At 45.2% G+C, this 18,614-nt stretch carries 18 protein-coding genes; 16 read left to right on the top strand and 2 right to left on the bottom strand.

Annotated features, from left to right (window positions below; genetic code table 11):
- Positions 1–105 precede the first annotated feature (105 nt).
- On the top strand, positions 106–1,017 hold the full coding sequence (locus LKD36_RS11035; protein ID WP_308459630.1) for a LysR family transcriptional regulator: 912 nt from the start codon (positions 106–108) through the stop codon (positions 1,015–1,017).
- A 133-nt stretch (positions 1,018–1,150) separates the two neighbouring features.
- On the opposite strand, the gene LKD36_RS11030 is transcribed toward LKD36_RS11035, so the two are convergent.
- On the bottom strand, positions 1,151–1,933 hold the full coding sequence (locus tag LKD36_RS11030; RefSeq protein WP_308459629.1) for an O-fucosyltransferase family protein: 783 nt from the start codon (positions 1,931–1,933) through the stop codon (positions 1,151–1,153).
- Positions 1,934–1,988: 55 nt separating this feature from the next.
- Here LKD36_RS11030 and LKD36_RS11025 point away from each other — a divergent pair, with 55 nt between their 5' ends.
- The 10 genes from LKD36_RS11025 to LKD36_RS10980 all read left to right on the top strand — a co-directional run bounded on the left by LKD36_RS11025 (position 1,989) and on the right by LKD36_RS10980 (position 11,345).
- Complete coding sequence (locus LKD36_RS11025; RefSeq protein WP_118770366.1) at positions 1,989–3,197, top strand: glycosyltransferase; 1,209 nt, start codon at positions 1,989–1,991, stop codon at positions 3,195–3,197.
- On the top strand, positions 3,198–3,944 hold the full coding sequence (locus LKD36_RS11020; RefSeq protein ID WP_118770365.1) for a glycosyltransferase family 2 protein: 747 nt from the start codon (positions 3,198–3,200) through the stop codon (positions 3,942–3,944).
- A gap of 51 nt (positions 3,945–3,995) precedes the next feature.
- A complete protein-coding gene (locus LKD36_RS11015; RefSeq protein WP_118770364.1) occupies positions 3,996–4,685 on the top strand; it encodes a glycosyltransferase family 2 protein in 690 nt (229 codons plus the stop codon).
- Between the two features lie 16 nt (positions 4,686–4,701).
- Positions 4,702–5,106: a DUF2304 domain-containing protein gene (locus tag LKD36_RS11010; protein ID WP_308459628.1), complete on the top strand. Its 405-nt coding sequence runs from the start codon at positions 4,702–4,704 to the stop codon at positions 5,104–5,106.
- Positions 5,075–5,932 (top strand): dTDP-4-dehydrorhamnose reductase, encoded by an 858-nt coding sequence (rfbD, locus tag LKD36_RS11005; RefSeq protein WP_118770363.1) that lies wholly within the window; start codon positions 5,075–5,077, stop codon positions 5,930–5,932. Before LKD36_RS11010 ends, rfbD begins: the two co-directional genes overlap by 32 nt.
- Positions 5,933–5,940: 8 nt before the next feature.
- Complete coding sequence (locus LKD36_RS11000) at positions 5,941–6,900, top strand: glycosyltransferase family 2 protein (protein WP_118770362.1); 960 nt, start codon at positions 5,941–5,943, stop codon at positions 6,898–6,900.
- A 72-nt stretch (positions 6,901–6,972) separates the two neighbouring features.
- Positions 6,973–8,157, top strand: coding sequence for a hypothetical protein (locus LKD36_RS10995; RefSeq protein ID WP_118770361.1), 1,185 nt, complete (start codon positions 6,973–6,975; stop codon positions 8,155–8,157).
- Positions 8,154–9,179, top strand: coding sequence for a hypothetical protein (locus tag LKD36_RS10990; protein WP_308459627.1), 1,026 nt, complete (start codon positions 8,154–8,156; stop codon positions 9,177–9,179). Before LKD36_RS10995 ends, LKD36_RS10990 begins: the two co-directional genes overlap by 4 nt.
- Complete coding sequence (locus tag LKD36_RS10985) at positions 9,161–10,318, top strand: acyltransferase family protein (RefSeq protein WP_308459626.1); 1,158 nt, start codon at positions 9,161–9,163, stop codon at positions 10,316–10,318. The genes LKD36_RS10990 and LKD36_RS10985 overlap by 19 nt, the downstream gene beginning before the upstream one ends.
- Positions 10,287–11,345 (top strand): acyltransferase family protein, encoded by a 1,059-nt coding sequence (locus LKD36_RS10980; RefSeq protein ID WP_308459625.1) that lies wholly within the window; start codon positions 10,287–10,289, stop codon positions 11,343–11,345. The genes LKD36_RS10985 and LKD36_RS10980 overlap by 32 nt, the downstream gene beginning before the upstream one ends.
- A 433-nt stretch (positions 11,346–11,778) precedes the next feature.
- Here LKD36_RS10980 and LKD36_RS10975 read toward each other — a convergent pair whose 3' ends face one another.
- Positions 11,779–12,957 carry a CDP-glycerol glycerophosphotransferase family protein gene (locus LKD36_RS10975; protein ID WP_308459624.1) on the bottom strand — a complete coding sequence of 393 codons (1,179 nt, stop codon included), beginning with the start codon at positions 12,955–12,957 and terminating at the stop codon, positions 11,779–11,781.
- Positions 12,958–13,261: 304 nt separating this feature from the next.
- Between LKD36_RS10975 and LKD36_RS10970 the strand changes: the two genes are divergently transcribed.
- The 5 genes from LKD36_RS10970 to LKD36_RS10950 all read left to right on the top strand — a co-directional run bounded on the left by LKD36_RS10970 (position 13,262) and on the right by LKD36_RS10950 (position 18,611).
- A complete protein-coding gene (locus LKD36_RS10970) occupies positions 13,262–14,248 on the top strand; it encodes an acyltransferase family protein (RefSeq protein ID WP_308459623.1) in 987 nt (328 codons plus the stop codon).
- Between the two features lie 333 nt (positions 14,249–14,581).
- Positions 14,582–15,616, top strand: coding sequence for a Bug family tripartite tricarboxylate transporter substrate binding protein (locus LKD36_RS10965; RefSeq protein ID WP_308459622.1), 1,035 nt, complete (start codon positions 14,582–14,584; stop codon positions 15,614–15,616).
- Positions 15,617–15,693: 77 nt separating this feature from the next.
- Complete coding sequence (locus LKD36_RS10960; RefSeq protein ID WP_308459621.1) at positions 15,694–16,170, top strand: tripartite tricarboxylate transporter TctB family protein; 477 nt, start codon at positions 15,694–15,696, stop codon at positions 16,168–16,170.
- A 15-nt stretch (positions 16,171–16,185) separates the two neighbouring features.
- Complete coding sequence (locus tag LKD36_RS10955; protein ID WP_308459620.1) at positions 16,186–17,658, top strand: tripartite tricarboxylate transporter permease; 1,473 nt, start codon at positions 16,186–16,188, stop codon at positions 17,656–17,658.
- Positions 17,655–18,611, top strand: coding sequence for a phosphoglycerate dehydrogenase (locus LKD36_RS10950; protein ID WP_308459619.1), 957 nt, complete (start codon positions 17,655–17,657; stop codon positions 18,609–18,611). The genes LKD36_RS10955 and LKD36_RS10950 overlap by 4 nt, the downstream gene beginning before the upstream one ends.
- Positions 18,612–18,614 lie beyond the last annotated feature (3 nt).

Here is an 18,614-nt window from a genome sequence, read left to right as displayed (position 1 = left end):
TTTTTGTATGTACATTCACTATAGCACTTGTTGATATATTTGAAAAATGATATTATTTGATAGAAATAATAGGTTTTACCTATAGATAAAAGAGAGGAAATACATATGACTATTCGGCATCTGAATATATTTTTAGCCTTGGCAGAGTATGGTACTATGAGCGCGGCGGCGGAGCATCTTTATCTGTCTCAGCCGACGGTGAGCCAGGCTGTTCGAGAGCTGGAGCAGCACTATCACTGTCTGTTATTTGAACGTCTGGGGAAGAAACTGTATCTGACTGATCAGGGAAGACTGCTGCTCGATAAATCCCAGGAAGTGGTCATGCAGTTCCGGGAGCTGGAGGAACTCATGTGGAATCAGGGACAGACACCGGTGTTGAAGCTTGGCAGTACCCTGACGGTGGGAACCTGTCTGACGCCGAAGATCATTCTGGAGCTTGAGCAGGCGGTGCCGGGATTGGAAGTGCATTCCTTTGTGAGTAATACAGTGGAAATTGAGCAGAAGCTTCTGAAAGCGGAACTGGATGCAGCAGTCGTGGAAGGAGAGATTCATTCTCCGGATCTCATTGTGATTCCGATTATTGATGATTCGCTGGTGCTGACTGCGGGGGTGCATCATCCGTTTTACGAAAAAGAAATGCTGCATACGGAAGAACTGGATGGTGAGAGCTTTGCCATGAGAGAGCAGGGAAGCGGAACAAGAAAGCTGTTTGAAGAATATACCGAACGGCACGGGTTGTCGATCAAAGTGACCTGGGAGGCGAACTGTCCGCGAACCATCATCAATGCGGTGCTTTATCATAAAGTATTGTCGGTGATGTCCCTGCGTCTTTTAAAACATGAGATACGGCATCAGCGCGTCCGGATTTTTTATAATGAACATAAAGAATGGGACCGGAAGTTCAAGCTGGTCTATCATAAAAATAAATTCCTGACGCCGGCCATTTATGAATTGGAAAAACTCCTCTGGCAGTATAAAACCATGGAACTGCCGGAGGAGTGTGGGGTGTTACGTTAGTATTTATTATTGTTTACAGGTGATGACGCAGACAGGGAAGGGTGACAGCATGTGAAAGGAACGTCCGCAGTCCCTTCTCACATGCTGTCACCTTTATATGCCTGGTTCAATTACCTGTGAGCAGGAATCTATATTACTCTCCCGCAATCACCTTCGGAATATGGTGCATATCCGCTGCGATGTCCGTAAAAGAACTGAAAAAGCTTCCGATGATCTTTCGGGTGGAAGCAAGGCAGTAGAGGTCGAGCAGGGCGTCGTGCATGCCATCTACGCTGTCGCGGCGGAGGCAGCGGTTCTCATTGGAGAGAATCCGTCCCGGGAATGCTTCCCGAAGCCGTTTCTCTTCTTCCATATCATCGGTGGCCAGATAGAACATCGTCGCCGGATCAGCCTCCAGTTCCTGCTTCATGGAATGGATAAAGGCATCCGTGGAGCTTTTGCCGATGGCGGGCTGGTTGTCTGTGCGGCGGATGTGCACGCCCACGCAGGAAGAGCCAAAGCGGGAAGTGATGTCGTCGATCCGTTTCTGAAGCCGCTCGGTGGGAACGAAGAGGTGATAGTCTTCGGAGGGATAAAACCATTCCCAGGTAAAAATATATGTTTTTCCGGTAAGAGATGCCACATAATCTGGATCCAGACACCCATCGGAATTCCGGTGTGCCAGAATGGTTTCATTGGTCAGATAATTTTTTGCCGTCTTCTGGTGAAAGAGCTTTCGCGGATCAGCCACGGAATGAATGCTGGTGATTTTAAATCCGGTCACCGGCTGAAATAATGACTCAAAGGGGCAGTTCAGCTCTGCATTGCAGTTCCACAGAATCTGAAGCTTTTCTTTCCGTTCCCGGGCCAGTTTCCATCCGGAATTAATCACCCGCATTCTATTGCATAAACCGCCGGAAGGTTGTATGATTATCATTGAATTACCTCGCTTATACTAAAGTTAAAAAGAGTATAGCACAGAAAGGTCAGGAATGAAAGTTTTACAGATCAGCACCGTATGCGGCAGCGGCAGCGTAGGGCGCATTACTGTGGATATTTATCATACATTGGAAAAACAGGGGGATGACTGCCTCATTGCCTATGGCAGAAGAACCGCGCCGAAAGGTGTACATGCATTTTGCTTTGGCTCTCCGGTCAGCATGGGAATTCATGTGTTGTCTACGTTTTTTAAGGGCGAGCATGGATTCGCATCGGCATCAGCTACCAGAAAACTGATCCGTAAGATCGAGGAATGGAATCCGGACGTGATTCAGCTTCACAACATTCATGGATTTGTCCTGCAGACGGAACTCTTATTTGACTATCTGAAAAAAGCGGGAAAGCCGGTGGTGTGGACCCTTCACGACTGCTGGCCTTACACCGGGCACTGTGCGTTCTATGATTATAACAATTGTGGACAGTGGCGGGATGGATGCAAAGACTGCAAAGAGTATCGAAATACTTATCCTTATGCATTATTTAAAAATAATACGGCGAACAATTATAAAAGAAAAAAGGCGGCATTTACCGGTGTGGCGAACCTTACTATTGTGACACCCTCCCGATGGCTGGCGGACGAAGTGAAACAGTCTTTCTTAAAAGACTATCCAGTCCAGGTCATTCCTAATGGGGTAGATCAGACGATTTTCCGACCAACAGAAAATGATCTCCGGAAAAAACTGGGGTTGGAGCATAGTTTTGTGATTCTCGGTGTAGCCAATGTGTGGGAGCGGCGGAAAGGACTATCTTATTTCTGCGGGCTTGCGAAAAAACTGCCGGAAGACTGTAAGATCATTTTGATTGGATTAAACGAAAAGCAGATCAGGGAACTGCCAGAAGAGATCATTGGCATTACCCGGACGGAAAATGCGGAAGAACTGGCTGGATACTATTCCATGGCAGATGTGTTTGTCAATGCCACGCTGGAAGATAATTTTCCGACCACCAATCTGGAGGCATTATCCTGCGGAACGCCGGTCATTACCTTTGAGACCGGAGGAAGCCCGGAGAGTCTCGATAAGACCTGTGGCCGGGTGGTGAGAAAAGGAGATGCAGAGGCATTGCTGCAGGCAATCTTTGCCGAGAGGGAGCATCCCATGAGAAAAGAAGACTGCCTTACGAGGGCGGTACAATATGAGAAAAATGACCGTTTTATGGAATATGCAGCGCTGTATCACAGGCTGTGGGGTCAGGGAGAATAGATGAATACATTTCCAAAAGTATCGGTAGTAACCACTACCTATAATGATATTGAAAATCTGAAGCGGATTCTCGCAGAGGTGAAAAAACAGACCTATCCGAATATCGAGCACATTATTGTGGACGGCGGGTCCACGGACGGCACGGTGGATCTTTTAAAAGAACTGGAAGAAAAAGAGCCGGGCCGCATTTCCTGGATGTCGGAAAAGGACAATGGTATCTACGATGCCATCAATAAAGGCATCTGCATGGCAACAGGGGATATTGTGGGCTGCTGTTTTGACCGGTATGCAGACGAGGGCGTACTCATGCGCATGGTGGAGATCATGGAAAAAGAGGGTACGGATGGCGTGCATGGAGATCTCTGCTATATGGATGGTGATCGGATCGTCCGGAAATGGCATCAGGGCCAGGGTGTAATTCGAAGCGGCTGGATGCCGGGACATCCGACCTTGTATCTGAAAAAAAAGGTTTACGACAGGTTCGGTCTGTACCGGACAGATTACCGGATTTCCGGGGATTATGAATTTATGGTCCGCATTTTATACCGGAAAGAGGTAACACTTTCTTATTTACCGGAAATACTGATTTATATGTCCCATGGAGGTACCAGCACCAACAGTCTGGGGGCCTATGTGGAATCTATGATGGAAGGACACCGGGCGCTGGTGGAAAATCATGTTCCTTTTGCATGGGTAACGGATCTGTGCAGGGTAGTGCGGGTGCTGTCACAGTTTGTCATCCGGTAAGATCTGTGGTACAATAAAGGGTAGTGAACCTAATCAGGAGAAGAAAAAAGTATGAAAAAACTTGTAATTATTCCGGCTTTCAATGAGAGTGGGAGTATTTTGCGGGCAGTACAGGATATAAAAGAACACGCGCCGGGTTTTGATTATGTGGTCATCAACGACTGTTCTACAGATGATACGCTGCAGGTATGCCAGAAAAACGGATTGAATCATGTGAATCTTTCCGTGAATCTTGGCATTGGCGGAGCGGTGCAGACGGGATACCTTTACGGCTGTCAGAACCATTATGACGTGGCAGTGCAGTTTGATGGGGATGGACAGCACGATGCGGCTTATCTCGAGCAGATGTCGGAAGAACTGGTGCGAACAGGCAGTGATATGGTCATCGGCTCCCGCTTTATTGAGAAAGAAGGATTCCAGTCTTCCGGATTGCGGAGAGTGGGCATCCGGTATTTTTCCACCCTGATCCGTCTGGTGACCGGGGCGAGAGTGACAGATCCCACATCCGGCATGCGGATGGTGAACCGGGATGTCATGAAGATTTATGCGGAGAATTATCCGAAAGACTATCCGGAACCGGAGAGTGTGGTGGCGATTCTTCGGAAAAAGAAGAAAGTAACGGAGCTTCCGGTGATTATGAGGGAGAGAGAAGAGGGAACTTCCTCTATTGCAGGACCGAAATCCGCTTATTATATGATAAAAGTAACCCTTGCAATTTTTATGGAAATCTTAAGACGCTAGAGAGGAGAGTGGGATTATGATGACACTGAAACTTCAGATCGTCATTGCAATTGCCATTCTGGCGATTCTGGCGGTTCTGGTTAATATGATACGGAAACGGAGTCTGGAGCTGAAATACGCACTGGTCTGGATGATGGTGCTGGCGGCACTGTTGATCTTTGACTGTGCTCCGGTACTTTTAAATATCGTATCGAATTTTCTGGGAATCTATGCACCGGTAAACATGATCTTCTTTCTGGGATTTTGTTTTTCGCTGTTGATTATATTTTCGCTGACAGTAGCGCTGTCCCGTCTGTCCAACAGTGTGCGGACACTGGATCAGATGGTGGCACTGAATGAAAAAAGACTGCAGGACCTTGAGCAGGAACTGAAAAAGGAGAAGGAAAAAAATGAAGAAAAAACTGATCATCACAGGATGTAACGGACAGCTTGGAAGAGCAATCAATAAGGAACTGGCGCCCCACAGCGAGTATGAACTGGTGAATACCGATGTGGCAGAACTTGACATCACCGATATTGACAAAGTCATGGAGCTGGCAAGAGAGGTAAAACCCTATGCAATCCTGAATTGTGCTGCATTTACCAATGTAAACGGATGCGAGACTGCCGGTGACATCGTATGGAAAATCAATGCATTAGGACCGAGAAACTTAAGTATCGCAGCAACAGAAGTCGGTGCAAAGATGCTTCATATTTCTACGGACTATGTCTTCGACGGACACGGAACCAGACCCTACACCGAATTCGATACTCCGGATCCCCAGAGTGCTTACGGTGTGACAAAACTGGCCGGTGAGAAATTCGTACAGCAGTTTGCAAAAGAGTTCTTTATCATCCGTACTGCATGGCTCTACGGCGATGGCAATAACTTTGTAAAGACCATGCTGAAACTGTCCGAAAACCATGACGTGGTCCGCGTGGTGAAAGATCAGCTGGGAACTCCGACCAGTGCAGCAGAGCTGGCAAAGGCTATGGCTTATCTGCTTCCGACGGAGAACTATGGCATTTTCCACGGTACCTGTGAAGGAGATACCAACTGGGCAGATTTCACGGACGAGATTTTCCGCCTGGCAGGAAAGAGCACCAAAGTTGACCATATTACCACGGAAGAGTATGTAAAAGACAACCCGGCATCTGCCAATCGTCCGGCTTACTCGATTCTTGATAATTTCATGTTCCGTCTGACCGGAGATTTCCGTTTTGCAGACTGGCATGATGCCATTGAGGAATATATCCGCGGACTGTAAGGAAGAGAATGATGGAAAGAGAAAAGAATGATATTTTGTATCTGGTAGTGCCCTGCTATAACGAGCAGGAAGTGCTTCCGGAGACTTCCAAAAGGCTGAAAGAAAAGATGGAAAGTCTCATGGAACGGAATATGATTTCCAGAGACAGCCGGATTATGTTTGTAAATGATGGTTCCAAAGACCGTACCTGGTCCATGATCGAGGAGCTTCATGAGCAGGACCCAATCTTTGCAGGAGTCAAGCTTTCCAGAAACAGAGGACATCAGAATGCGCTGCTTGGCGGACTGATGACTGCCAAAGAGTATGCAGATATGACCATTTCCCTGGATGCAGATCTGCAGGATGATATCGACGTCATCGATCAGATGGTGGAGAAATATTATGATGGCTGTGAGATTGTCTATGGTGTGCGTTCCGCGCGTACGACAGATACCTTTTTCAAACGGTTCACAGCAGAGAGTTTCTATCATATGATCAGTATGATGGGCGGAGAGATCGTTTTCAATCATGCAGATTATCGTCTCATGAGCAAACGTGCGCTGGAAGAGATGGCGAAGTATAAAGAAGTAAACCTGTTCCTCCGCGGTATCGTTCCCATGATCGGATTCAAGACGGATGTGGTGACTTATGAGCGCCATGAGCGTATGGCAGGAGAGTCCAAGTATCCGCTGAAGAAGATGCTGGCACTGGCTATCGACGGTATTACATCCCTGTCCACGAAGCCGATCCGGTTTATTGTATTTCTGGGATTGTTTATCTTCCTGTGCAGCATCGGTATGCTGATCTATTCTCTGGTACAGCATTTTCTTGGACATACCAGTATCGGATGGACGTCCCTCATTGTATCCATCTGGGCCATCGGAGGCCTGCAGCTTCTGGCCATCGGTGTGATTGGTGAGTATATCGGCAAGATCTACCTGGAGACCAAAGCGCGTCCGAGATATATTATTGAAAAAGTACTGAATTAGTAAATGGTCGCCGGCAGGCGGAAAGAGGATTGCGTCTTTCGTCTGCCGGCTTTGTATACAGGAGTTTATTTTATGAATCAGGAGAAAAAAACAAAAAAATCGGACCTTTTGTTTCTGGTACTGATTACCATACTGGCAGTGGCAGTCCGGCTGGCGGTCCGCACCTTTGTGGCGGAAGACTGGAGCGTCTACTGGAGTGACTGGCTGACCCGGCTTTCCGAAGGGGGATTCAGGGCACTGGCAGATGATTTTTACGACTACGCGCCGCCGGTTATGTATATTTTGTATTTCATTACACTGCTCCCGGTCAATGCCATGACTGCTTTTAAAGGACTCTGCTGTCTGCTGGATTTTGCAGGGGCGGCCCTTATCGGACGGATGGTGACAGAGTGCAGCGGCAGCAGAAAGCGGGGATATCTGGCTTATGGCGTGTTCCTGTTCCTTCCAACGGTGATTTTAAATGCAGCAGTCTGGTCCCAGTGCGATATTATTTACACGCTGCTTATTCTGGCCAGTGTATATTATCTCATGAATAACCGGACCTGGATGGGGATGTGGTTCTACGGAGCGGCTTTTGCGGTAAAATTACAGACGCTGTTTATTTTTCCGTTTCTGGTGATTCTCTGGGTGAGGAAAAAGGTGGATCTAAAACATTTTATCACGATTCCGGTTATGTATTTTGTGGGCATTCTTCCGGCATGGATTGCCGGACGTCCTTTTAAGGAACTGATCGGCATTTATGCATTTCAGGGGGGAAAGGACCGATGGTCTCTGTCCATCAAGTTCCCGAACATTTATCAGATCATAGGAAATAATTTCTTCCTGGATGAGTATGTGAAAGCAGGTATGCTGCTGATCCTTGGAATTCTCATGATGGTCATGTTCTATCTGGCCTATCAGAAGGTGCAGGTCACAAGGGAATATGTGATTTTGATGGTTATCTTTTTCGGTATGCTGACTACGTATTTCCTTCCCCATATGCATGAGCGGTATCTTTATGTGACGGATGCATTTTTACTGATCTATACGCTGCTACGACCGAAGCGTTTTCCACTGTTTGTCACGGCCTCCTTTCTGACGGTAGTGGGCTATGCCCAGTATCTGACCAAACAGCCGCCCCTGGTATCCTACGGAGCGCTGGCATTTATCCAGCTGTTTCTTCTGGTGCGGATCGGTCTTGATCTTTGGGAATATATCCACGACCCGGGGAATATTCTTGCAGACAATGTGGAAGAAGGGAGGGAGATTCTTCGATGAAGGTGGATAACTTCTTAAGAGAGCTGCTATTTCGGAAATTCCGGATTGCAGGAATGACCTTTGATTTTCTGGAAGCATTATTGGCGGTCTGCATCACGGGCGTGGGACTGGTGCTTCGCACTTCGTTCCCGGACAGCGGTATGCCGCATCCCCTTTATCTGCTGGCAGAATGGTATCTGGCGGTGGCAGGTGCCGTGCTTGTCCATCAGATCACTGGAAATGGACGAAAGAGTCTTCTGACCTACAGTGTGTTACTGATTCTTCCGACGGTGATTGCGGATGGAACGATTTTAAGAAATAATGCCTGTGTTGGAGCCCTGCTTATAGTAAGTGCGCTTCTTTTTCTGGAAAATGGCTGTGGATGGCTGTTTTCGGTGGTATTGTCAGCGGCACTGCTTCTGCATGTGCGGTATGTGGGATTCCTTGCAGTCTGTATGCTGCTGTGGCAGATGAGAAAACTGAACAATCTGCAACTGGTGCTGCCGATTATGGCGGCTGCAGCCCGTGCTGTATACAGTTACCGGGCATGGATGGGAGCTGGATATACGCTGACGACCTTCCACTGGCCCAATATCTATGAGATCATTGGAAATACGTCCATGCAGGGGCAGTCCTTCGAACCGCTTGCCACGGTAGGCCTTTTCCTGACTTTGGGACTTCTGGTGATCGGTGTGTGGGTATTTTCCCAAAGCAAATGGGAAGAACAGAAGTCTCCCATGATTCTGGAACTGATGTTGTTCTTTGGCCTTGCTGCCGCATATTTCCTGCCCTATATGGATCAGACCGCAGGTTATCTGTTCTGTGTGCTGGCGGTGATTTTTGTATTTACAGAGCCGAAATGGTTCCTGGTGCCGGTATTTTTACAGATCGTAACCTTTGCCGGATACCAGGAGGCGGTGAATGGGGAATCCATGATGCCTATGTGGGTATTTGCAGTGATTCAGCTTGGAATTCTGGTAGTGTTCGCAGCACACCTTCTGAAAAAAGCGAAAGTGGTGGATCTATGCAGCAGAATAAATTAGTCTACCTGGACGGATTGAAGGGGTTTGGATGTGTGTGCGTGTTCCTGACCCATTTTGTCTTTGCCTTTTATTATGGCATGTATCATTATCAACTGGAAGCCTGTCATTTGCCGGACAATCTGGATATTGTCATTGGAAAATCACCGCTCAATCTTCTCTTTAACGGAAATACAGCGGTACGGCTGTTTCTTGTGATCAGTGGCTTTGTATTGTGCAGAAGTTTTTTCGCGACCGGGGATAAGAGCCGCCTGAAGAAAAGTGCGGCCAAACGGTATTTCCGGCTGATGCCGACGGTACTGGTGGTAAATATGGTCATCTGGTTTGCCATGGTGCTGGGGCTCTATCAAAATGGTTCTGTGGCAGCACTGGCCGGTTCTGAAGAGTGGTTTGCCGGGTTCAATGCCTTTGCACCGTCTTTTGTGGAAATGCTTAAGGAATCCCTGTATGGCTGCTTTTTATTCGGAACAAACAAATATAATGGAGTGCTGTGGACCCTGCAGATGCTGTTTCTTGGTGCTTACCTTGATTATGGATGCGCGGCATTGCTAAGTGGGAAAAAATGGCGCTGGATTGTTTACGGAGTGCTGGCAGTGGCGCTGCTCAGAACAGATTTTATCGGTATTTTCCTCGGATATGTGCTTTGTGATTTTATGTATACAAACTGGAAAGTGAAAGAAAATATATGCAGTAGTAAAGTGCTGAACTGGGTGTTTTTTGCAGTAGGACTTTACTTCATGTGCTACCCTTCTGCAGGATTTGGCTATGAGGGAACGATCTGGGGAATTCTGCCTTTTGTATTTGTCAATTACTATCACCTGTTTGGGGTATTGTTGTTTGTGTTTTCTGTGCTTAATCTGGAGCCGGTGCAGCAGTTTTTCTCCTTGGGAGTATTTCAGTATCTGGGACGAATTTCCTATTCCCTGTATCTGATTCATTTTCTGGTCATTGCCACATTGGGGTCCTGGTTTTTCCTGATGGCCGAGCCGCTGTATGGTTATAATCTGACCTGTTTCCTGAATCTGATTCTGATCAGTGCAGTTACCGGGCTGCTATCGGAATTATCTGTACGATATGTAGAACCGTTGGGAAAGAAAGGAGAAGCCTTCATTGAAAAACGGATGTTTAGAAAACACGAATAATGCCCATCCTAAGAACTTTGGGCTGAATTCTTCCGGACGGCTGGAATGGCTGGATTTTGGAAAAGCTATGGGCATCCTGGTGGTGCTGCTGGTGCATGCTGGCTGCAGACTTGGACTTGTCACTTACTATGGCGGCATGTTCTATATGCCCATTTTCTTTGTGGCAGCCGGTTATACCTTTCGGGTAAAAGAAGGAGAATCCTATGGAACGTTTCTTCTGAAAAAAGCAAAACGCCTCCTCATTCCCTACTTTGGAACCAGTGCCTTTCTCTGGGTGTTTTTCTGGGTAAAGGATTGTGTGCTGGGCGGAATACCGGGAGATTTAAAACTTGCTTCTCTGTTCGGAATCCTCTATTCCCGGAATCAGATGTGGAGAAGTGGTTATGCCGGTTCAAATCCTGTACTCATGGATATTCTTAATTCGCCGCTTTGGTTTCTGACGGCACTATTTCTGGTCTATGCCTGGTACGGACTCATCAGCAGGAGTCAGAAAAAATACTGGCTGCTGGGAGGAGGTCTTGCCGTATCAGTGATCTGGCATTATGCGACGCCGCTGTTATTGCCCTGGAGTCTGGAAGCAGTGCCCTATTTTACCGTGTTCTTTGCGGCAGGGGAGAAATTAAAAGAATGGGGTGGTGTGAAGACGCTGACCAACGATATCCGTCTTGGAATTGCGTGCCTGAATTTCTTTTTACTGCTGGGATTTTTAAGCGGTAGTGTGAATCTGTCCTGTGGAAATTATGGAGTGAGCATGCTTCTCTATCTGGCGGTAGGAATCTTTGGTTCCTACACTATATTCGTCATCGGAGACCGGCTGGAAGTAAGATGTCCGCAAGTGATACGGGCATGTGGTCTGGTGGGCCGGCAGACGTTACCGATTCTGTGCTTTCACATGTTCCTCTATATGTTCCTCCAGACCGGAGCAGGTGTGCTGGGGCTGGGAGACGGACTGACCAAAACAGTGATGGTGGTGGGAAGTCTGGTGGCGCTGACGGTGGCCGGATGGGTGAAAAACACAAAAAGATAGATGAAATAGTAATCAGAAATGCAATCTAAGCAAAGAAATCATTTGTGTTCAATTTTTCTGCTGGAAGTTCTGGGCATATGGCACACTTATTCTGTGTCATACCCAAATATATTATCAGAATCCTTGAAAATTCACTTCAGCTGTCATATATAAAAGACATTTGGAGATACAGACGGCCTCGCTTTTTTCTCTGCCCAGATGTTAGTGTTTTCATGGGTAGAGGATATTACATTTTTCCTATATATCCAATTGACGACTTGAATATAGTTTCTCTGGGGGATTTTCAGATAATTGTGTTGACTCATCGGGCAGAATATAAGGTTTTGTTGCTATCTGCCCGGAAGAATAGAAAGTGACTGTTTGTCAGAACCATAAAAAGGGGCAGCCGCAGAATAGATGATTCATCTGTTCTGCGGCTGCCTCGTACTTTGCATTATTTTAAATTCAAAATATAATCAACTACCGCTTCTGCCGCGTGACCGTCATCGTAATAATCCATTTTTTTCATGAAAGTCTTTCTTTTTTCTTCGTATTCCTCCCATGAGAAATCAAGAATATTTTTGAGCATCTGCCCATTATTAAAGGCGATGGGGGACGGAAGCTCAGAGAGCTCCATATAGTATCCTTTGTCACGCTTCATCTGATCATAGTCCTCTGCATAGAAAAAGGACAGGCGGTCAAGCTGCAGATAATCAAATCCGCAGGAGGAGTAGTCTGTGATGACAGCGTCTCCGGCAGCTAAGAGTTCCTGGCTGTTCGGATACGGAGAAGCATTGATGATCCGGTCCGTGTAGTGAATGTCGAAGTCTGCTGCATTTACATTAGGATGCATGCGGACCAGCATGGCCCATTTGCCGCCGAAGCGTTCCTCGAAGGCTTTGATACATCCATCAAAATCCAGATGATAAGCATTGAGTTTCCGGTTCTCACGCCAGGTCGGTACATAGAGCACCAGATTCATATCCTGAGGAAGATGGTAGTAATCACGGATCATGCTGCGAAGAGGGGTCTGATCCTGGAAATACAGATCATTTTTGGGAAGTCCCTTTTCCATAATCGGACCATCGTACCAGAAGCAGCTCTTAAAACACTGGGTCCAGAATCTGCAGTTGGACAGAAGCAGGTCGATAGCCTTGGAGTCTTTTTTGGCATAGGCAATGTATTCTTTGGAAAGTCCGCTGCCTGCATCACGTTCGATTCGCTTCAGACCGGGACCTGCATGCCAGGTGTGGATGTAAGTCTGACTTTTTTTCTTTTTGAAATAATAAAGCTTTCTCGTATTGTCCACCCAGACACCGGCGGTTACCATGTGATAGACAAAAGCTGCTGTGTTGGGTCGGATGATGGTTAGTTCAGGCGGAAATGTGCAGCCAGGCTTTTCACAGACCCAATACATTTTATAAGGAATCTTCCGGCGGATGCATTCCTCTGCAATATAGCGGGTGTTGTCGCCAAAGCCGCCACCGTTAAAGTTGCTGAAGACGATTTTTTTATGCTCTACCGGAAGCAGGTAACAAATCTGCCATACCAGCCAGATATAGATCTTGTGAATCCGCGGATAGATGCCCGCCAGAATCGGATAGAGCGGTGTTTTCTTAATCTTTTCTATCATAGTGTGTTTTCTCCATGTGAATGTGTATAACTCTAAATAGTCTAACACATTCCTTGCCGGGTGACAATCACTGTGATAAACTGAAATGTAAGATTAATAGTGAAAGTGGCGGGCAAACGGGTATGGGGATATAAGCGTCTGTGAAAGGAACGTCCGCAGTCCCGGCACTTCACGAGAACGAGCAGTATGCGATGTTCGAGTGTTAGTGCCGCTGGATCGAGGACTTAGCGGAAGCGGTTCCGCTCACAGACGCTTATATCCCCATACTCGGGTGCCCGTGGATTGAAGATAATGAGGTATCTACATGAAAGAACGGAACGAATCTCTGGACTGTCTGAAAGGAATTGCCATTTTGCTGGTCATGTTCGGACACGTACAGGTCCATAATCATATGACCGATCCCTATCTCTATGATGTGATCAAATCCATCCAGATGCCATTATTTTTCCTGGTCAGTGGATATCTGGCAGGAAAAGGGACGAAAATACAGAGTGTAGAACAATTCTATGCACGCATGAAAAAGCGGGCAGCAGCTTATCTTCTTCCATTCTTTTCCTGGCTGGTGCTGCAGCATCTGACTTATGTGCCGCGGGCATTGAAGACGGTATTGTTTCAACTGGACTATGGTTTGTGGTTTTTAATGACACTGTTTTTATTTACACTGCTGGCTTATGCAGCACAACTGATTCAGAATCTGTGGGGCAGAGGCAAAGAAATGGTGTTCTGGGTGATCTGGTTCCTGGGATGCGGTGTGATTCTGGCAGCATATCTGGTAGGTGTGACGTTCTTAAGTCCGTCCATACTGGTAATTTATCTCCCCTATTACACCGTGGCATATTTTGTTGGAATGCATGAGGAGTCGGTGGGAAAGTATGTACCGGTGCAGCAGCAGCGGTGGACAGCCTGGATTGGCGGCATTGTATTTCTAATGATGGTCGTGAAACTGGATCTGGTGACGGTGACTGGCATTGTGATGCTTGGGGTACAGACCATTGCTTCCTTCCTTGGATGTTTCTGGCTGATTCGGGCAGTTCTGGATTGGAAAGACTGCCGGGCAAAACAGAAACTTGCACAGCTGGGACTTTATACGCTGGAAATCTATGTCCTTCATTACCAGTTTGCAAAAGTGCTGAATCCGGAGGGGATTATTTATACTTTCTGGAGCATGGAAGGACTGCTCTATGCAGGCGCAGCATTTGTAGTCATGAGCGCTATCACGGCAGTACTTATCTATATCATTGACCATGCGGGAATATTACGATTGTTTTTGTTTGGAAAATATAAAAAATAAGGATTATGAAAATATCAGGGGCTGTAGTTTCACAGATCAGTTTGTCAGTGAAACTACAGCCTCTGTTTTTTAACTTTATGCAAAAAGAAATGAAAACGTTTGTGTAACTAAAATATTGTTGAATATTTGTGAAAAATGGAATAAACAGGAAAATAAATGGTAAAAATATGCAAAAAATTAAAAAAATATAAAGTATTTTCGTACATCATACACAAACGTTTGCGTAAATACGAATTGAATATAATAAAATTGTAAGATAACATGAAATCATCAACAACGAGCTTTCTTGGAAGAAGGGAAGAAAGAAAATTTTATCAAAGGAGGAATTTTTTAATGAAAAACAAAAAACTGGTCGCTACACTTCTGGTCGCAACAATGGCTTTATCCATGATTGGATGCGGATCATCAACACAGGAAACAACATCGGATAAAACGGAGCAGACAGAAACGACAGCAGCTTCAGATGCAAATGCAGGGGATGCATCTGCAGATATTGATTTTCCGACAAGAGGATTTAATATTATCTGTCCGTGGGCAGCTGGTGGCAGTTCGGATCTGATTTGCCGGACATTTGCAGAAATGATACCAGATTATATGGGACAGTCCTGTACTGTAACGAATCAGGAAGGTGCAGGTGGAACAATTGCGGCAACAGATTTCCTGACAGCAGATGCAGACGGATATAATATTATTCAGTTTGCAAGTGGTGTTTTTGAAGCACAGCCTCTGATGAGAGATGTAACTTATAAAATTGAAGATTATACAGCAATCGCATGTGTAACATATGAGCCGTTAATTCTCTGGGTTAATAAGGATCTTGGCGTAACCAATGCAGAAGAAATGGTTGCGTATGGCCAGACAAATGATGTAAATATTGGACAGTCAGGAGCAGGAGGACTTCCAGATTTTGCAGCGCAGGGTATTTTGAAACAGATGGGAATCAATGGAGTATCTACACCGTTTGATGGTGAGTCGGAAGCAATTGCACAGCTTCTTGGCGGGCATGTGCAGGCAGCAGTTACGCATCCGACAGCAGCTCTTCAGTATTATAAAGACGGTACATTTGTTCCGATTATGATTTTTGCAGAAGAAAGAGATGAGAGAGAAGAACTGAAAGATATCCCGTGTTCCGGTGAACTTGGATATAATGTGAATTTCTCTGTATGGAAATGGCTTGCTGTACCGAAGGATACACCGGATGAAATTGTAAGTTATTTAAGAGAAAAATTTGATGAAATGCAAAAAGATGACAGATGGAATGAGTTCCTTGAAAATAGTCAGCTTGCTGGAATCGATATGGACCCGAATGATGTGACAGACAGAATTAATACAGAATTTGGCGAGATTAAAGAGATTATGGGGATGTAGTAAATAATCACGGCAATGACAGTCCGAGCCGTACAGTTATGTACGGCTCAAACTGTCTCCAGAGAATGGAGAAGAAAATGAAAAATAAAAGAAATGATTTGATTTCAGGCATTTTTCTGGCGATATTTGGAATCGCAATATATATCTGTACACCGATGCTTGTAAAAACAAAAGGACTTGGAGATGTAAGTGGTGCCATTTTATTTCCGAGATTTCTTGGAGTTGCACTGATAATTGTGAGTGCTGCATTGATTATTGAATCTGCAATTGCTCTTTCAGGGTTAAAGAAACAGAATATAAGCGAAACAGCAGAAAAAATTTCTTTTCAGGAAGCGATAAAGAAAGAATGGAAAGTGGCAGTTCTGATGGGGCTTATGATTCTGTATCTGCTGGCTTTTAAGACGATAGGCTTTATGATTTCCAGCTGTGTGATCACAGCATTGGTACTGTTTTTACTGGGAGAGAGGAAAATAAAAAACTATATCATCTGCTTTATTGTAATTTTCCTGATTTATTTAGGATTTACAAAAATTTTAATGGTACGTCTGCCATAAAAAGGAGGGACAGATATGAAAGAAATGGGGGAAGTATTTTTCAGCCTGCTTACTCTGAATAATCTGCTTTATATGAATATTGGACTTTTGGGCGGAATTGTGGTCGGAGCGCTTCCCGGATTAACGGCAACAATGGCGGTCGCTTTGCTTGTTCCAATGACATATGGACTGGACGCTACGACAGGAATTTTAATGCTGCTTGGTGTGTACTGTGGAGGCACTTATGGAGGAAGTATTACTGCAATTCTGATTAATACGCCGGGAACACCGGCAGCGGCGGCAACTGCATGGGATGGCCACGTGCTGGCTAAGAAAGGACGGGCCGGAGAAGCACTTGAAATGGCACTGGTGGCATCGGTATTCGGAGGACTTTTTTCTACATTGGTGCTTATGTTTGTGGCACCACAAATTGCAAAACTCGCTTTAAAATTTGGCCCGGCGGAATATTTTGCTCTGGCAGTATTTGGACTTACAATCATTGCCAGTGTAAGCAAGTCACTGGTAAAAGGACTGATAATGGGAATTCTGGGAATTCTCGCAACATGTATCGGTGTTGATCCGGTGTCCGGTATTGAACGTCTTACTTTTGGTAATTTGCGGCTTACGTCAGGAATTCAGTTGATCCCGGCCCTGATTGGCCTGTTTGCAATTACTGAAATTCTGAATAAGGCAAAGAATTCACAGGAAGCGGCGGGAACACTGGAAGCATATAAAAAAGTAACTTTAAAACTGAAAACGATCCTGCAGTACTGGAAAATACTTATAAAATCTTCCTGTATTGGAACATTTATCGGAGCAGTACCCGGAACGGGAGCGGCAATTGCATCTTTTATCAGTTATAACGAAGCCAAAAGAGCATCAAAAGAGCCGGAGTTATTTGGAAATGGATCTCTTGAAGGCGTTTGTGCATCTGAATGTGGAAATAATGCAGTTACAGGAGCAACTCTTATTCCGCTTCTGACACTCGGAATTCCGGGAGATGCCATTACGGCAGTGCTGATTGGAGCACTTACTATGCAGGGACTGGCTCCGGGACCGCAGCTGTTTGTGGATCACAAAGAATATGTGTATGGAATTATGCTTGGGTTAATTCTGGTGAATATATTTATGTATTTCCAGGGACATTTTCTTCTCAAATTCTTTGTTAATATTACAAAAGTACCGGAAGTAGTTATGGTACCGATCTTATTAGTACTTTGTACAGTGGGTGCTTACGCTGCTAAAAATGCAGTGTTTGATGCATGTGTTATGGTGATTTTTGGAATTATGGGATATTTTCTGAAAAAACTGGATTTTCCATTAACTCCTATGGTAATCGGAATTGTACTGGGAAGCATGGCAGAAAAAAATTATCGTCGTGCACTGATGATTTCTAATGGAAGCGCTTCTATTTTCCTTCAGAAACCGATTGCATTATTTTTCCTTATTCTGGCAGCAGCCATGCTGCTGATGCCAATTATCAGAAACAGAAAGGTGAAAAAAGTATGAAAGTATTAGTAACATCTGCAGCGTTTGGTCAGCCTGCAATGCAGGAAAATATTAAATATTTGAATTCTGTTGCGGATACGGTTGTTATGAAACCAAGTCAGAAACCGCTTACTGCGAAAGAAATTGCAACATGTTGGGATGGCGTTGACGGAATTATTGCAGGAATGGAACCGTATACAAAAGAAATACTAGCTCAGGCTCCGGAAAATCTGAAAGTGATTTCACGATATGGAGTTGGATATGACAGGATTGATACGGAAGCGGCAAAAGAAAAAGGAATTTCCGTCTGCATTACACCCGGAGCAAACAGTAAAGCGGTTGCAGAACTGACGATGGCGATGATGCTCGCATTATCGAGAGGAATTGTAAATCATGATAAAAATGTAAAAGAAGGAAAATGGATTCGTCCTATCGGATTTGGCCTGGAAGGAAGAACGCTGGGAATTCTTGGATTTGGAGCAATTGGAAGAGAAGTTTCGCTGATGGCGAAAGTGATGGGCATGACTGTGATTGCATACGATCCATTTTTTAATGAGGCATTTGCAAAAGAAAATGGAATTTTAAAAGGTACATTGGATGAAGTTTATGAAAAGTCTGATTTTATTACCTTACATATGCCTGTAACTACAGATACAAAATACATGATCAATAAGGAATCTATTGCCAGAATGAAAGATGGAGTATATTTGGTCAACTGTGCCAGAGGTGAGCTTGTAGATTGTGAAGCTGTATATGAAGCATTGAAGAATGGAAAAATTGCCGGTTTTGGTGTTGATGCATATGAGCAGGAGCCCCCGGTGATTACGGATCTGTACAAACATCCGAATGTAATTGCAACACCTCATGTGGGCGGACATTCTGTAAAGGCAGCAGAAAGAATGGGGCGTATGGCGATTGATAATATGCTTGAAGTGCTGGAAAAAGGCGAATGCAGATTTTGCGTAAATAAATAGAAA

Source organism: Hominiventricola filiformis (assembly GCF_020686965.1).
In the GTDB taxonomy this organism is placed as follows: domain Bacteria; phylum Bacillota; class Clostridia; order Lachnospirales; family Lachnospiraceae; genus Hominiventricola; species Hominiventricola filiformis.
Note: the sequence above shows the minus strand (reverse complement) of the source record. Positions and strands in the feature narration are given on the sequence as shown.

Bases quoted from the DNA above. Each gene is read 5' to 3' on its own strand.
- LKD36_RS11035 (WP_308459630.1), top strand. From the start codon at position 106: ATGACTATTCGGCATCTGAATATATTTTTAGCCTTGGCAGAGTATGGT.
- LKD36_RS11030 (WP_308459629.1), bottom strand. From the start codon at position 1,933: ATGATAATCATACAACCTTCCGGCGGTTTATGCAATAGAATGCGGGTG.
- LKD36_RS11025 (WP_118770366.1), top strand. From the start codon at position 1,989: ATGAAAGTTTTACAGATCAGCACCGTATGCGGCAGCGGCAGCGTAGGG.
- LKD36_RS11020 (WP_118770365.1), top strand. From the start codon at position 3,198: ATGAATACATTTCCAAAAGTATCGGTAGTAACCACTACCTATAATGAT.
- LKD36_RS11015 (WP_118770364.1), top strand. From the start codon at position 3,996: ATGAAAAAACTTGTAATTATTCCGGCTTTCAATGAGAGTGGGAGTATT.
- LKD36_RS11010 (WP_308459628.1), top strand. From the start codon at position 4,702: ATGATGACACTGAAACTTCAGATCGTCATTGCAATTGCCATTCTGGCG.
- rfbD (WP_118770363.1), top strand. From the start codon at position 5,075: ATGAAGAAAAAACTGATCATCACAGGATGTAACGGACAGCTTGGAAGA.
- LKD36_RS11000 (WP_118770362.1), top strand. From the start codon at position 5,941: ATGATGGAAAGAGAAAAGAATGATATTTTGTATCTGGTAGTGCCCTGC.
- LKD36_RS10995 (WP_118770361.1), top strand. From the start codon at position 6,973: ATGAATCAGGAGAAAAAAACAAAAAAATCGGACCTTTTGTTTCTGGTA.
- LKD36_RS10990 (WP_308459627.1), top strand. From the start codon at position 8,154: ATGAAGGTGGATAACTTCTTAAGAGAGCTGCTATTTCGGAAATTCCGG.
- LKD36_RS10985 (WP_308459626.1), top strand. From the start codon at position 9,161: ATGCAGCAGAATAAATTAGTCTACCTGGACGGATTGAAGGGGTTTGGA.
- LKD36_RS10975 (WP_308459624.1), bottom strand. From the start codon at position 12,957: ATGATAGAAAAGATTAAGAAAACACCGCTCTATCCGATTCTGGCGGGC.
- LKD36_RS10970 (WP_308459623.1), top strand. From the start codon at position 13,262: ATGAAAGAACGGAACGAATCTCTGGACTGTCTGAAAGGAATTGCCATT.
- LKD36_RS10965 (WP_308459622.1), top strand. From the start codon at position 14,582: ATGAAAAACAAAAAACTGGTCGCTACACTTCTGGTCGCAACAATGGCT.
- LKD36_RS10960 (WP_308459621.1), top strand. From the start codon at position 15,694: ATGAAAAATAAAAGAAATGATTTGATTTCAGGCATTTTTCTGGCGATA.
- LKD36_RS10955 (WP_308459620.1), top strand. From the start codon at position 16,186: ATGAAAGAAATGGGGGAAGTATTTTTCAGCCTGCTTACTCTGAATAAT.
- LKD36_RS10950 (WP_308459619.1), top strand. From the start codon at position 17,655: ATGAAAGTATTAGTAACATCTGCAGCGTTTGGTCAGCCTGCAATGCAG.